This is a genomic window from Leclercia sp. 119287, assembly GCF_009734485.1.
GTDB classification, from domain to species: domain Bacteria; phylum Pseudomonadota; class Gammaproteobacteria; order Enterobacterales; family Enterobacteriaceae; genus Enterobacter; species Enterobacter adecarboxylatus_C.
The window spans coordinates 2,230,760-2,244,884 of record NZ_CP046445.1; the positions used below are offsets into that span (position 1 = coordinate 2,230,760).

Sequence of the window (14,125 nt, forward strand, 5' to 3'; positions counted from 1 at the left end):
CTGCGTAAAAAGCCAAAAAAAAGGCGGCATTACGCCGCCTCTGTGTATCTGTTTACTTATTTGTACAGGTCGGCGCTGATGGTCATGTTATTACCGCGTTCCTGCCACTGGCGGGTGATGTGGTAATACTTGGCCCCTTTCTTCGCCGCACGCTTTGCCACCTGGTAGGAGATTTCGGTCATGTTGCCGTAGTTACCGGTGAACTTGATGCTGTCGAACGGAATCATCTGCGCGGCAGTGGCGTTGTTCAGCTCTTCAATTTTGGTGCCGTCGTTGAGGGTAACGCTGTAACGGCCGCCCTGAGTGGTTTGGGTCTCAAAGAAACGGCCCACACCGGCAGCGGAGGCGCCTGGCGCTGCGCTGGTCGCTACGCCCGGGATCTCGACTTTCTTCGCTTCTTCGCCGCCTTTGGCAATGGCCGCGCGGCCAGCATCAGAGTTAGCCGGGATGGCATCAGGGCTCTGGATCACACGTTTTTTGGCGTCTTTCTTGTAGACGTAGGCGGTGATCCGCTGGTTGCCGCCCTGGTTGGCATCAATCTGACGAACGATGAAGAAGGCGTCAGCCCCTTTCGCTTTCGCGGCTTTGGTGATGGCGTCGTTCACTTCCGGCTGGCTGCGGTAGAAGCCCTGAATGGTGACGGTATCAAACGGCTCAAGCATAACGGCCTGCTCTTTCGGCAGCTCCATCACGCCGTTGATGACGCGGTTTTTCGGCACTTCCGCTTTCGGGGCATTCTCCTTATACAGCGCAACGGTCACGCGCTGGTTGCCGCTGCTGCCGTATTCGGAGTTATCCACGACGTAGAATGCGGCAGCGCCCTCTTTATCGGCGCGTTTGGAGGCGGCATTAACTGCATCGCCAATGGCGTTAAAACGACCTACGATCGTAACGTGATCGTAAGGTTTCGTTGCAGCCGCTTGCTCCGGCGTTAACTCTGTTGCGGCATTGGCAGACAGGGCGGTCGCAGCAAGGAGTGCGGACGCCAGGAGAGTGTTCTTAAGCTTCATAAAAATAATCCTTCGCCTTACGCAAACCAGGTACTGGTGTAGTTGTTAATTTGAAAACGTTGTTGATTATTGCATTTAACACCTGTCGCTGTCTGCGCGATTTTTCGCGACCGGTGCGGAGTAAGTCATCAAAATATATAACCTTTAGTGATATGTTGAAAAAACACGCGTTTGACCAGTAAAACTAATAAAGCATATGACTTTCACAAGTTGATTTAATGTTAATAAGTTGTTTCTTGCTGGGGCTATATCGTGTTTTTGCCGCTTCGCCTGAGCTAAACATCGGCCCTGGCGGGGAAATAAAGGTAGATATGCCTGTCTGAGACGCCGATCGCTTATTTTTGACAGTTAAAGTCATAAATAGTGTTTTCTTGCTGTGGATCACAGGCGGTATTTTCAGTAGGTTATAGAAAGTTTGTTACTGTTTTATTTTCTGCGGGTAAACGTGCGTGGCAGGTTAAGGCTGTCACTGCCGGCGTATACCCGTGATGAACGTTCGACAAACCATCATCAAAAACCGATGGAAGGGATTACTATGCGTATTGGGGTACCAAGAGAACGGTTTGCCAATGAAACCCGCGTAGCGGCGACACCAAAAACGGTGGAACAGCTGCTTAAACTGGGTTTTACCGTCGCGGTTGAAAGCGGCGCAGGCAAGCTGGCAAGTTTCGATGACGAGGCGTTTATTCAGGCTGGCGCAGAAATTGTAGACGGCGCTAACGTCTGGCATTCAGACATCATTCTGAAGGTAAATGCGCCGGAAGAGAATGAAATCGCACTGCTCAATCCGGGCACCACGCTGGTGAGCTTCGTCTGGCCGGCACAAAACCCGGAGCTGATGGAGAAACTGGCGGCACGCGGCGTGACCGCGATGGCGATGGACTCCGTGCCGCGCATCTCGCGTGCGCAGTCGCTGGATGCCCTGAGCTCGATGGCGAACATCGCGGGCTACCGTGCCATCGTCGAAGCCGCGCATGAGTTTGGTCGCTTCTTTACCGGGCAGATCACCGCGGCGGGTAAAGTTCCCCCGGCGAAGGTGATGGTTATCGGCGCAGGCGTTGCCGGGCTGGCCGCCATTGGCGCAGCCAACAGCCTGGGCGCTATCGTCCGTGCCTTTGACACCCGTCCGGAAGTGAAAGAGCAGGTGCAGAGTATGGGCGCCGAGTTCCTTGAGCTGGACTTTAAAGAAGAGGCAGGCAGCGGCGACGGCTACGCAAAAGTGATGTCCGAAGCCTTTATCAAAGCCGAGATGGCGCTGTTCGCCGCTCAGGCGAAAGAGGTGGACATTATTGTCACCACCGCATTGATCCCGGGTAAACCGGCGCCGAAGCTGATCACCCGCGAGATGGTCGACTCCATGAAGGCCGGCAGCGTGATCGTCGATCTGGCCTCGCAAAACGGCGGCAACTGCGAATATACCGTCCCGGGCGTGGTTACTACCACCGCCAACGGCGTGAAGGTGATCGGCTATACCGACCTGCCGGGTCGTCTGCCTACCCAGTCCTCCCAGCTGTACGGTACCAACCTGGTCAACCTGCTGAAGCTGCTGTGCAAAGAGAAAGACGGCACCATCACCGTTGATTTTGACGACGTGGTCGTGCGCGGCGTAACCGTGGTTCGCGAGGGTGAAATTACCTGGCCGGCACCGCCGATTCAGGTTTCCGCGCAACCGCAGGCGGCAGCCAAAGCCGCTCCGGCACCGAAAGAGCCGGAAAAACCGGCTTCGCCGTGGCGTAAGTTTGCCTTTATGGCGCTGGCGATCGTGCTGTTTGGCTGGCTGGCGGACGTCGCACCGAAAGAGTTCCTGGGGCACTTTACCGTCTTTGCGCTCTCCTGCGTGGTGGGTTACTACGTCGTCTGGAACGTCTCCCATGCGCTGCATACGCCGCTGATGTCGGTCACCAACGCCATCTCCGGGATCATCGTGGTCGGGGCATTACTGCAGATTGGTCACGGCGGCTGGGTCAGTTTCCTCAGTTTTATCGCGGTACTGATCGCCAGTATCAATATTTTCGGTGGCTTCACCGTGACTCAGCGCATGCTGAAAATGTTTCGTAAGGGATAAGGGTTAACTTATGTCTGGAGGATTAGTTACCGCTGCATACATTGTTGCTGCGGTCCTGTTTATTTTCAGCCTCGCGGGGCTTTCAAAACATGAAACGTCGCAGCAGGGTAACAACTTTGGTATCGCCGGGATGGCGATTGCGTTGATTGCCACGATTTTCGGGCCGGACACCGGCAACGTTGCGTGGATCCTGGTGGCGATGATTATCGGCGGCGCCATTGGTATCCGTCTCGCCAAACGCGTTGAAATGACCGAAATGCCGGAACTGGTAGCGATCCTGCACAGTTTCGTGGGTCTGGCGGCGGTGCTGGTAGGCTTTAACAGCTACCTGTATCACGAGCCGGGGATGGAGCCGATTCTGGTGAACATCCACCTGACCGAAGTGTTCCTCGGGATCTTCATCGGTGCGGTGACCTTCACCGGTTCTATCGTGGCGTTCGGCAAACTGCGCGGCAAGATCTCCTCTAAACCGCTGATGCTGCCAAACCGCCACAAGTTGAACCTGGCTGCGCTGGTTGTCTCCTTCGTGCTGCTGGTGGTGTTCGTACGCACGGACAGCGTGGGCATGCAGGTGCTGGCGCTGCTGGTGATGACCATCATCGCGCTGGCCTTCGGCTGGCACCTGGTGGCCTCCATCGGTGGGGCAGATATGCCGGTGGTGGTTTCAATGCTGAACTCCTACTCCGGTTGGGCGGCAGCGGCGGCGGGCTTTATGCTGAGTAACGACCTGCTGATCGTGACCGGTGCGCTGGTCGGCTCGAGCGGTGCGATCCTCTCCTACATCATGTGTAAGGCGATGAACCGTTCGTTCATCAGCGTGATTGCCGGGGGCTTTGGTACCGACGGACAAACCTCCGACGGTGACGAAGAGGTGGGTGAGCATCGTGAGATCAATGCCGAAGATACCGCTGACCTGCTGAAAAATTCGCACTCGGTGATCATCACCCCGGGCTACGGCATGGCGGTAGCGCAGGCACAGTATCCGGTTGCGGAAATCACCGAGCGCCTGCGTGCCCGCGGCATCAAGGTGCGCTTTGGTATTCACCCGGTTGCCGGGCGTCTGCCGGGCCACATGAACGTGCTGCTGGCGGAAGCGAAAGTGCCTTACGACATCGTGCTGGAGATGGATGAAATCAACGACGACTTCTCCGACACCGACACCGTGCTGGTGATTGGCGCGAACGATACCGTGAACCCGGCGGCGCAGGACGATCCGAAGAGCCCGATCGCCGGTATGCCGGTTCTGGAAGTGTGGAAGGCGCAGAACGTTATCGTCTTCAAACGCTCCATGAACACCGGTTATGCCGGCGTGCAGAACCCGCTGTTCTTCAAAGAGAACACCCACATGCTGTTTGGCGACGCCAAAGCCAGCGTGGATGCGATCCTGAAAGCGCTGTAATACGGCGTTACGCACCCTAAAAAAACCGCCCCACCGGGCGGTTTTCTCATTTCTGCAGGCTGCTCGCGCTCACTGTCTATACTTTCCTTTTTTGCGTAAAGGGAGAAGGGACATGCAGTTTTTGTCACGTTTCGATTTTTTGACCTTAATGATGACCCCCAGATTCTGGATTGGCTTTGCCACCGTGACGGTGGTAACCCTGCTGATCTACTGGCTACTGAAACGCCTCATCACCTTTGTCCATAAGGGCATCACCAACTGGGGTGATAAACATCCCGCTACCCACAAGATGCATTTTATCCTCACGGAAATACTCAACAGAACCAGCCGGGTTCTGCTGTTTGTGGTGGCCTTTCTGTTTAGCCTGCGGTTTGTCGAACTGCCGGATCGCCTCTATGGCGCCCTGAGCCATGCCTGGTTCCTGGTGCTGGCGATTCAGGTGGCGCTGTGGATGGATCAGGGGGTGGTCTCCTGGCTCCGGCACGTGATGCTGGCACCGGGGAGCCATAAAAACCCTGTCACCCTGGTGATCACCGGCATGATCCTGCGGGCAATTGTCTGGTCAGTGATGCTGCTGTCGATTCTTGCCAACGCGGGCGTCAACATTACTGCGCTGGTGGCAAGCCTTGGGGTGGGGGGGATTGCCATTGCGCTGGCGGTACAGACCATTCTCAGCGACGTCTTCGCCTCGCTCTCGATAGGTTTTGATAAGCCCTTCGAGATCGGGGATTTTGTGGTGTTTAACGACGTTGCCGGGACGGTAGAGCACATTGGCCTCAAAACGACGCGTATTCGCAGCCTGAGTGGGGAACAGATTGTCTGTGGGAATGCTATCCTGCTTCAGCAAACCCTGCATAACTACAAGCGTATGCAGACCCGTCGTATCGTCTTTACCTTTGGCGTGGCCAGCGATACGCCCCCGGAAAAGCTGCGGGTTATTGGCGATAACGTGAAGAAGATCATTACGGATATCGGCGAAACGCGTTTTGACCGTGCCCATCTGCTCGGGTTTGATAAGGACAGGCTTACCTTTGAAGTGGTACATATCGTCAACACGGCGGACTACAACAAGTACATGGATATCCAGCAGGAGATCAACATCCGTATTCTGGAGAGCCTGAATGATGAAGGGGTGAAACTGGCCTTGCCAAGCATGGTGCTGCATGCGCCCTGGATGAAAGAGGGCGAAGGCATGCAACAGTCGCCTCAGCCCGCCATCGAGAGCTAAAAAAAAGCCCGCCGTTACGGCTAATGCCGATCGTTTAAGGATCGGTTGACCGATCCGGTGGCTGGTGTAAAAAGGGTTCCATGTTTATCATGGAGCCCTTTTTAAATGGAACTTTCCCAGGCCCTCGGCATTATCAATCTCACCGCCCCCGAAGAGGTCCAGAGTCTTGCCGACCTCCTTCCTCCCGACCTTATTCAGCAGGCCTTTTCCCTCACTGACACGGTGACGTTGCGTAAGCGCAAGCTTCCCCTTGAGTCCATGGTCTGGCTGGTTATTGGCATGGCGATATTCAACAACAAACCCCTGTCCCATATCGTCAACCTGATGGACATTGTTGACCGGACCGGGAGACCATTCACCGCACCCAGCTCCGTGATTGCCCGCCGTAAAACCCTGGGTGAGGATGCCATCCGGGTGCTGTTCGGGCTCACGCAACAGCACTGGCATGAGGAAGCCCGGCACCCGCACTGGAACGGCCTGACGCTCAATGCCGTTGACGGCGTGGTCTGGCGCACGCCCGACACACCGGAAAATGCCGCAGCCTTCGCGAAAGCCGGCAATCAGTACGGAGAAAGTGGCTGTCCGCAGGTTCGCATGGTGTGCCTGATGGAGCTGAGCAGCCATCTGCTGCGGGCCAGCGTGATGGACCGCTATGATGTCAGTGAAGTGCGGCTGGCCGCCGGACTGGCGAAGCAGGCTCCGGATAACAGCGTGACGCTGTTCGACCGAGGCTTCTGGTCAGCGGGCCTGCTGCATGACTGGCATCAGACAGGTGAGAACCGCCACTGGCTGCTGCCGCTGAAGAAGGGAACGCAGTATGAAGTGGTGCGCAGGCTGGGTAAACAGGATGAGCTGATAATGCTGAAGACCTCGCCGCAGGCAAGAAAGCAGTGGGAAGGCCTGCCGGATGAACTCACCGTACGGCTAATCAGCAGGAAGGTTAACGGCGTGGAGCGTCAGGTTGTCACGTCGATGACGGATGCGATGCGTTATCCGGCAGCAGACATTGCTGAGCTGTATAAGCACCGGTGGGAAATCGAGCTGGGGTACCGTGAGGCAAAGCAGTACCTGTGCGGCAACCGCTGGACGCTGAGAAGTAAATTACCGGAACTGGTGAGGCAGGAGCTGTGGGGAATACTGCTGACGTACAACCTGGTGCGGTATCAGATGGTGAAAATGGCGTTCAGCCTGAAAGGGGATTACCTGCCGTATCAGCTGAGCTTCAGCGGCTCGGTGGCAGAGATACTGCGGTTGTTAATCGGGCTGCCGTGGTCTTCACCGGGAGCCATCCCGGGTCACCTGAAGCACTTCTACAGTAACGCCGCGATGCTGAAACTACCAGGGAAGCGGGAGCGGAAATATGAGAGAGAAGTGAGACCAAAAAGGTCCAAATACCCCTTTAAAAACAATGCTGGTCACCTTAAGTGACCAGCATTAGCCTCACGGCGGGCTTTCTCATGGCTAATCGTCTTCGTCGTCGTCCAGCTCGACCGGGGTCTGATACTGGTCCGGCTTAATGACCAGCAGGTCGCAGCGCAGGTGATCGATAACCTGCTCCGCGGTATTGCCGAGGAAGGCGGCAGAGATACCGGTGCGGCCAATCGTGCCCAGCACCACAATACCGGCTTGCAGATGCTCTGAAAGGTCCGGGATCACCTCTTCTGGCAGGCCTTTCTCGACGTGGGTCAACTTCTCATCAATACCGAATTTTTGCCGCAGCGCTTTCATCGCCAGCAGATGCTGGCCGCGAATGGCGTCGTTATACACGCTGGGATCAAATTCCGGGAGTTCGATGGCAATGTTAATCGGGGTAATCGGGTAGGCGCCCACCAGGTGGACTTCGGTATGGTTGACCTGCTCGGCCAGGTGTAGCGTCTCTTTCACCAGCTTTTCGTTCAGAGCATTGTGGTAGTTCTCTTCGCTGGCGAGATTTACCGCCACCACCGCTTTGCCGCCTTCCGGCCACGGCTGGTCTTTCACCATCCACACCGGGCACGGGCATTTACGCAGCAGGTGCCAGTCGGTCGGGGTAAAGATCACCGCTTCCAGCTTGTCGTGCTGGTGGGCCATCTTCAGCAGCAGGTCGTGCTCGCCGCTCACCACTTCCTGGATGATGGCTTCAAACGGACGGTTGTGCCACACCACTTTGATCTCAATGGGCACACCGGCATCAAGATAGAATTTTGCCTGCTCGCGGATCCACGCGGTACGCTGGCTGATCACTCCCTGACGCATAGCGGTGCGTTCGTCAGGCGACAGAAGGGTGGTCATTTCGTAAGAAAAGTCATATATCGGCAGAAACGCTTTTATCCTGCCACCAATCCGTTGATGTAAATAGACAGCTCGTCGTAACGCCGGTTGATCGTCCTGATTAGGATCGATGGCCACCAGCATGTTTTGATACTTTGCCATACAGGTCTCCTTACTACTGTCACCACAGTCTGTAATTAAAAGAGTAACCTATATATCTGAAATGAAACAGAGGGGAAGATTTGCCAGATCAATAAATCAGTAAAATTATCGATCTGGCAGGGGAATCGGAGACGTTTATGCCACGTTACGTGAATGGCCCGCCAGCACCGCCAGCGCTTCACCGTTTTCGATGGTGATATATTTCCCTTTTACCGCCAGCATGCCGCTTTTCTGGAAACGACCCAGCAGACGGCTGATGGTTTCAACGGTCAGGCCCAGGTAGTTACCGATATCGCCACGGGTCATGGTCAGACGGAACTCACGCGGAGAAAAACCACGCTCGGCGAAACGACGGGACAGGTTATAGATAAACGCGGCCAGACGCTCTTCGGCATTCTTTTTGGACAACAGCAGGATCATGTCCTGATCGCCTTTGATCTCACCGCTCATCAGACGCATCATCTGCTGGCGCAGGTTAGGCATTTTGCCTGACAGATCGTCCAGAGTTTCAAACGGGATTTCGCAAACCATTGAGGTTTCCAGCGCCTGAGCGAAGCTCGGGTGGTTACCGGTGCCGATCGCATCAAAGCCCACCAGATCGCCCGCCAGGTGGAAGCCGGTGATCTGCTCGTCGCCCTGTTCGGTAATGGTATAGCTCTTGATGGTGCCAGAACGGATAGCGTACAGCGATTTCAGTTCGTCTCCCGCTTTAAACAGCGTTTGCCCTTTCTGAATCGGCTTTTTACGCTCGATAATATTATCAAGCTGATCCAGCTCGTGCTCATTCAGGGTGAACGGGATACAGAGCTGGCTGATGCTGCAGTCCTGACAATGGATAGCACAACCGCCAGACTGAATGCGTCGAATAATTCGCTTTTCCGGGATCATAGGTTTGCTCAAGCCTTAATTGATATTGGTCAATTTTAACATCTTTTTGGACCCTACGTAAGCCTGGTAAACCATCAATCAGGACAAGAAGCGTGAATGCGCCAGCATCTTCTTGAAATTCCACAAATTAGCTGCGGACTTTATCGCTAACTTAAGGAAAATTAAGCACTAAAAGCCTGGAACTACAGCAATAAATAGCCCTCGTGACGCAGCAGCCACTCTTTGCGCTGCACCCCGCCCGCGTAGCCTGTCAGGGTGCCGTTGCGACCAATAACGCGGTGACAGGGCACCACAATACTGACCGGGTTTGACCCGTTCGCCGCACCCACGGCGCGCGCTGCGCCGGGGCGACCAAGCTGTTCCGCCAGCTGGCCATAATGCATCACCTGGCCGCAGGGAATGGATCGCAACGCCTGCCACACTTCACGCTGGAAGGGGGTGCCAGCCGTGGCGGTCGGCAGAGTGTCGATAATGCTGAGATCGCCCTCGAACCAGGCGGTCAGCTTATCGCTAAGCCCGCCCGGATTGCTGGCGCTGATGCGCTCGTAGCCCTGCGCCCGGTAGTGGATATTCAGCAGTTCCACCATCCGGTTGCTGTGCTCCTCCCACTCCACGGCGCGCAGGTTAAATTGCTCGTCCGCAATCACCCACAGCGGCCCCAGCGGGGTAGCAATTTTATCTTCGAGTAATCTCAGCATTGTGCTCTTCCTTAATTCAGTCGCGGGTACACTCCCGGCCCAATGGGCAGGCCGACAAGATACCACGCCACCAACATGAGCAACCATACTCCTAAAAAGATAAGCGGATACGGCAGCACCAGCGAATAGTAGGTACCCAGTTTGGCCTCGGGCTTATAGCGCTGCAGGAAGCCTAAAAACAGCGGTACGAACGGCGACACCGGGGCCAGCGGGATCACCGATGAATCCGCCACGCGGAACAGGATCTGCGCAAACGCCGGATGGAAGCCGAGCAGCATAAACATCGGCACGAAGATAGGGGCCAGAATCGACCAGATGGCCGATCCGCTGGCGATAAACATGCACAGCAGGGAGGAGAGCAGCGCCAGGCCGACGAAGGCGGGCACGCCGCTCAGTCCGGCGGTTTCCAGCAGGTCGGTCAGGCCCACCGCCATAAACTTGCCCATGTTGCTCCAGTTGAACATGGCGACAAACTGCGCCAGCGGGAACACCATCACGATAAACCCGGCCATCTCTTTCATCGGCTCGATCATCAGCTGGGGCAGATCGCCCTGACGACGCACTTTTCCGGTGGCGATGCCGTACGCCAGCGACACCACAAAAAAGAACAGGATGATCAGCGGCACGATGCCTTTAATAAACGGCGAGGGCAGTACGGTGTGCTGGACCGGATCGCGCAGAATGCCGTTCTCCGGCACTACCATCAGGGCGATGGCGGCGATAAACAGCAGCGATACCCCCCCGGCAACGCGCAGCCCGCGGCGCTGCTCCGGCGACAACGCATCCAGCTTCTCGTCGCTGCTGCCCTGCCACTTGCCCAGACGCGGCTCAACGATCCTGTCGGTGATCAGCCCGCCGACAACAGTCAGCACAATCACCGAACTGGCCATAAAGTACCAGTTGTCGATCACGCTGACGTGCATCGCGGCATCAATGGTTTTGGCCGCTTCGGTGCTGATGCCGGAGAGCAGCACGTCGGTGGTGACGATCAGCAGGTTGGCGGTAAAACCGCACCCGACACCGGCAATGGCCGCCAGCAGGCCCGCCACCGGATGGCGTCCGACGGCGAGGAAGATCAGCGCGCCCATCGGCGGCATGATGACCAGCGCCGCATCGGACGAGATATGGCTGAAGAAGGCGATAAACAGCACCATATAGCTGGCGTAACGCGCGCTGACGTGAGAGGCCATTTTCACCATCAGGGCAGGCAGCAGGCCGGAACGTTCGGCAAGGCCGGCACCCAGCACCAGGGCCAGGATCGCCCCCAGCGGGGCAAAGCCGCTGAAGTTTTTAATCACATTAGGTAAAAACCAGTGCAGCCCTTCAACGCTCAGCAGATTTTTGACAACGACCATGCTGCCATCGGCCGGATTGCGGGCGCTGACGTTAAAGGCCGACAGCACGGCGGTAGCTGCCGCCAGGATCACAATCAAATAAACGAAAAGCAGGAAAGGGTGCGGCACTTTATTGCCGATCCTTTCAACCCAACCATAGAGCTTACCGGTAGGAGAATGCGAAGGTATGGATGACATACTCATGGGCGTTCCTCGGGAGTGTTGTGTTGTTGTGTTTTATTATTTTAAAGGTGACGGTGTCACGTTTTCTGGGATCGGGCAGACGTACGGTTTTTCGGTTACTTGTTGCGTAAACTCCTCGCGGCAGGCGGCCAGCAGCGCCGGATCCCGCAGCAGCGCCAGCGCGGTGGCTCCCATCACTTTACCGGCCAGCAGCATCCCCTTATGGGCGATGGAGGTGCGGCCCTGGGCCACCAGCTGCCAGGTGTGCAGCGGCGTGCCGACGGTAAAGCAGGGGCTGAAGCACTGGGCTACCGGCATTTTCCAACTGACGTCGCCCACGTCGGTGGAGCCCGCCAGGACGTTATCAGTAATGGCATACGGGGCCACCTCGTCCACCAGCAGGGTCTGCTGATGGCGACGGGCAAACTGCTTGCCGTCTTCCCCGCCGGTGGCGGCGATATTTTTCAGGCTGTTTTGCAGATCGTTATCGGTCAGGGTGGCGCGGATCTCCGCCGCAAACGCGCGCTCATCATCGCTCCACGCCGGGATGCCGTAATGCTGCAGGGCGCTGTACATCGCGGCCTCCAGCGTGCGGTTCGGCAGGTAGCTGGAGCAGGCTTTATCGAAACGGCGTTCGACGGTGGTTTCGGTCATCAGCGCGGCACCCTGGGCAATCTTTTCGATCCGCTCATAGATCTGCTGCGCGTCGGCCATCTCCGGGGCGCGGATCAGGTACAGTACCTCCGCCTGGGCCTGCACCACGTTCGGGGAGATCCCGCCGGTATCGGTAATGGCGTAGTGGACGCGGGCTTTTTCAATGATGTGTTCATTGAGGAAGTTGGTGCCGGTGGTCATCAGGGTGACGGCGTCCAGCGCGCTGCGCCCCAGATGCGGAGAGTTGGCGGCATGGGCTGCTGTACCGTGAAAACGCCACGCTGCCTGGATGTTGGCTAAGGTACTGACGTTAAACATTCCGGCGAAGGCCTCGGGGTGCCAGGTGACGGCGGCATCCACGTCGTCGAACAGCCCTTCGCGCACCATAAAGGTTTTACCCGATCCGCCCTCTTCGCCAGGGCAGCCGTAAAAGCGCAGGGTGCCGCTGCCGCCGTGCTGCTCCAGCCAGCTTTTTGCCGCCACCGCAGCCGCCAGCCCGGCGGTGCCGAGCAGGTTATGCCCGCAGCCGTGGCCGTTGGCGCCCGGGGTATCGGTTTGCGGGGTGGCGCAGTGCGCCTGCTGGCTTAAGCCTGCCAGGGCATCGTACTCCCCCAGAATGGCAATCACCGGTTTACCCTCGCCGTAGCTGGCAATAAAGGCGTTCGGCACGCCGCCGGCCTCGCGGGCCAGGCTAAAGCCGGCCTCTTCCAGGGCGCAGGCCAGCCGTTCGGCGGACCAGAACTCTTCGAAACGGGTCTCCGGGTGATCCCAGATCTCATCGGCAATATCGGTGTAAAGCTGACATCGGGTATCGATGGCATCCTCAATAAAACGGTAGATATTCTCCATTACACACCTCGCGTCCACGGGAAGTAAAGCGCGGTACGCGCCAGGGTTTCGATGGCGATCGGCATCACCGACTCGTCGAAATCGAATTTTTCGTTGTGGTGTCCGGCGCTGAGGGTGGTGCCAAAGACCATATAGGAGGCGAGGCCGCCGTTCTGCTGAACGCGGGCCATCATCAGGGTGGCATCCTCCGATCCGGCAGGGGCTTTTACCTTATCGATGGCCTGTTCCACACCGGCAACCTGCGATGCCTGCTCGCGCAGGTAGTTCACCCATGCCGGAGAGGGGACGCTGGAGGTCGCTGCGCCCATCAGACGCAGTTCGGTGCTGACGCCGTGCATCGCCGCCGCGCCGTCAATGACCGCTTTTGCGCGCTCGAACATATAGTGATTAATGGCTTCGCTCTCGCCGCGGGTCTCTACCTTCAGCAGCGCGCTGGCGGGGACCACGTTACGACCGCTGCCCGCCTGCATTACGCCGACGTTCACGCGGGACGCGCCTTCGCTGTGCGGGGCGATGCTGTGCAGGCCAAGAGCTGCCTGGGCGGCGACCAGCAGGGCATTGCGACCCTCTTCGGGTTTGCCGCCCGCGTGCGCGGCCACGCCGGTAAAGCGCACATCAAATTTGGTGGTGGCCATAAAGTTATCGCTGCCGCAGATCACGGTGCCCGCCGGCACGCCGGTGCCGATGTGGATCGCGGTGAAGTAGTCCACGCCGTCAAGCGCGCCGGCGGCGACCATGGCCCGCGCGCCGCGGGTGCCCTCTTCGGCAGGCTGGAAGATGAGTTTGATGGTGCCGTTCAGCTGCGAGCGGTACTGCATCAGCAGGTGCGCCAGCCCGAGGCCAATGGTGGTGTGGCCGTCATGGGCGCAGGCATGCATCATGCCGCTGTTGCAGGAGGCAAAGCCTTCCCGGGCGGGGAGATGGTCACCCTGGATGGATTCATCCAGATCCAGCGCGTCCATGTCGACCCGAAACGCCAGCGTCGGCCCCGGGCGGCCGGTATTCAGCGTGGCAACAATGCCGGTAAAACCGCCTTCAAAGGCGCTGAGCCATTTTTCCGGCGCACCTTGCTGACGCGCGCGGGCAAAGGCCTGGGCCAGGGTGGCCTCGTCGGGCAGACCCATCCGGCTGTCGGCATCGACCACGTCGCGGCCCATCGCCAGCGTGTAGCCCAGTTGATCCAGTATCTCTGCGACTTTTGCCGCGGTGCGGAACTCCACCCAGCCTGACTCCGCAAAGTGATGGAAATCGCGTCGCCAGGCGATGAGTTGCGGGAAGAGGGTTTGCAGGTCCTGCGCCAGTGTATGCATATCGTTTCCTGTCATCATTAGAATATGTGAACTCCTTCACACTGTGATAGTTTTTACTTATCACTAACCGTTTTTTCACAGATTTAACCGTTCGT

General features: G+C 57.5%; 11 protein-coding genes. 4 read left to right on the forward strand and 7 right to left on the reverse strand.

What is annotated here, in order from left to right; genetic code table 11:
- Positions 1-56: 56 nt before the first annotated feature.
- Positions 57-1,010 (reverse strand): DUF1471 family protein YdgH, encoded by a 954-nt coding sequence (gene ydgH / locus GNG27_RS10845; RefSeq protein ID WP_142489279.1) that lies wholly within the window; start codon positions 1,008-1,010, stop codon positions 57-59.
- A 535-nt stretch (positions 1,011-1,545) separates the two neighbouring features.
- On the opposite strand from ydgH, the gene pntA reads away from it, so the two are divergent.
- The 4 genes from pntA to GNG27_RS10865 all read left to right on the forward strand — a co-directional run bounded on the left by pntA (position 1,546) and on the right by GNG27_RS10865 (position 7,130).
- A complete protein-coding gene (gene pntA, locus GNG27_RS10850; protein WP_142489280.1) occupies positions 1,546-3,075 on the forward strand; it encodes a Re/Si-specific NAD(P)(+) transhydrogenase subunit alpha in 1,530 nt (509 codons plus the stop codon).
- Positions 3,076-3,085: 10 nt separating this feature from the next.
- Positions 3,086-4,474, forward strand: a complete 1,389-nt coding sequence (gene pntB, locus GNG27_RS10855) for a Re/Si-specific NAD(P)(+) transhydrogenase subunit beta (RefSeq protein WP_142489281.1) — start codon at positions 3,086-3,088, stop codon at positions 4,472-4,474.
- A 112-nt stretch (positions 4,475-4,586) separates the two neighbouring features.
- On the forward strand, positions 4,587-5,702 hold the full coding sequence (locus tag GNG27_RS10860) for a mechanosensitive ion channel family protein (protein ID WP_156263665.1): 1,116 nt from the start codon (positions 4,587-4,589) through the stop codon (positions 5,700-5,702).
- A 105-nt stretch (positions 5,703-5,807) separates the two neighbouring features.
- Positions 5,808-7,130, forward strand: coding sequence for an IS4 family transposase (locus GNG27_RS10865; protein ID WP_156263666.1), 1,323 nt, complete (start codon positions 5,808-5,810; stop codon positions 7,128-7,130).
- Positions 7,131-7,163: 33 nt separating this feature from the next.
- On the opposite strand, the gene uspE is transcribed toward GNG27_RS10865, so the two are convergent.
- The 6 genes from uspE to GNG27_RS10895 form a co-directional block, all read right to left on the reverse strand.
- Positions 7,164-8,114 (reverse strand): universal stress protein UspE, encoded by a 951-nt coding sequence (uspE, locus tag GNG27_RS10870; protein WP_142489283.1) that lies wholly within the window; start codon positions 8,112-8,114, stop codon positions 7,164-7,166.
- 135 nt (positions 8,115-8,249) lie between these two features.
- Entirely contained in the window at positions 8,250-9,002 is a 753-nt protein-coding gene (gene fnr / locus GNG27_RS10875) for a fumarate/nitrate reduction transcriptional regulator Fnr (RefSeq protein WP_032617879.1), read from the reverse strand.
- 182 nt (positions 9,003-9,184) lie between these two features.
- A complete protein-coding gene (gene ogt / locus GNG27_RS10880) occupies positions 9,185-9,700 on the reverse strand; it encodes a methylated-DNA--[protein]-cysteine S-methyltransferase (protein ID WP_142489284.1) in 516 nt (171 codons plus the stop codon).
- An 11-nt stretch (positions 9,701-9,711) separates the two neighbouring features.
- Entirely contained in the window at positions 9,712-11,238 is a 1,527-nt protein-coding gene (abgT, locus tag GNG27_RS10885) for a p-aminobenzoyl-glutamate transporter (RefSeq protein WP_156263667.1), read from the reverse strand.
- A 36-nt stretch (positions 11,239-11,274) separates the two neighbouring features.
- The gene (locus GNG27_RS10890) at positions 11,275-12,720 is read right to left on the reverse strand and encodes a M20 family metallopeptidase (protein ID WP_156263668.1); all 1,446 of its coding nucleotides are present in this window, start codon (positions 12,718-12,720) and stop codon (positions 11,275-11,277) included.
- Positions 12,720-14,030: a M20 family metallo-hydrolase gene (locus tag GNG27_RS10895; protein WP_156263669.1), complete on the reverse strand. Its 1,311-nt coding sequence runs from the start codon at positions 14,028-14,030 to the stop codon at positions 12,720-12,722. The genes GNG27_RS10890 and GNG27_RS10895 overlap by 1 nt, the downstream gene beginning before the upstream one ends.
- Between the last annotated feature and the right edge of the window lie 95 nt (positions 14,031-14,125).

Excerpts from the sequence above, each read along its gene's own strand:
- GNG27_RS10895 (WP_156263669.1), bottom strand. The coding sequence starts at position 14,030 with ATGCATACACTGGCGCAGGACCTGCAAACCCTCTTCCCGCAACTCATC.
- ogt (WP_142489284.1), bottom strand. The coding sequence starts at position 9,700 with ATGCTGAGATTACTCGAAGATAAAATTGCTACCCCGCTGGGGCCGCTG.
- pntA (WP_142489280.1), top strand. The coding sequence starts at position 1,546 with ATGCGTATTGGGGTACCAAGAGAACGGTTTGCCAATGAAACCCGCGTA.
- abgT (WP_156263667.1), bottom strand. The coding sequence starts at position 11,238 with ATGAGTATGTCATCCATACCTTCGCATTCTCCTACCGGTAAGCTCTAT.
- ydgH (WP_142489279.1), bottom strand. The coding sequence starts at position 1,010 with ATGAAGCTTAAGAACACTCTCCTGGCGTCCGCACTCCTTGCTGCGACC.
- GNG27_RS10860 (WP_156263665.1), top strand. The coding sequence starts at position 4,587 with ATGCAGTTTTTGTCACGTTTCGATTTTTTGACCTTAATGATGACCCCC.
- GNG27_RS10890 (WP_156263668.1), bottom strand. The coding sequence starts at position 12,720 with ATGGAGAATATCTACCGTTTTATTGAGGATGCCATCGATACCCGATGT.
- uspE (WP_142489283.1), bottom strand. The coding sequence starts at position 8,114 with ATGGCAAAGTATCAAAACATGCTGGTGGCCATCGATCCTAATCAGGAC.
- pntB (WP_142489281.1), top strand. The coding sequence starts at position 3,086 with ATGTCTGGAGGATTAGTTACCGCTGCATACATTGTTGCTGCGGTCCTG.
- fnr (WP_032617879.1), bottom strand. The coding sequence starts at position 9,002 with ATGATCCCGGAAAAGCGAATTATTCGACGCATTCAGTCTGGCGGTTGT.
- GNG27_RS10865 (WP_156263666.1), top strand. The coding sequence starts at position 5,808 with ATGGAACTTTCCCAGGCCCTCGGCATTATCAATCTCACCGCCCCCGAA.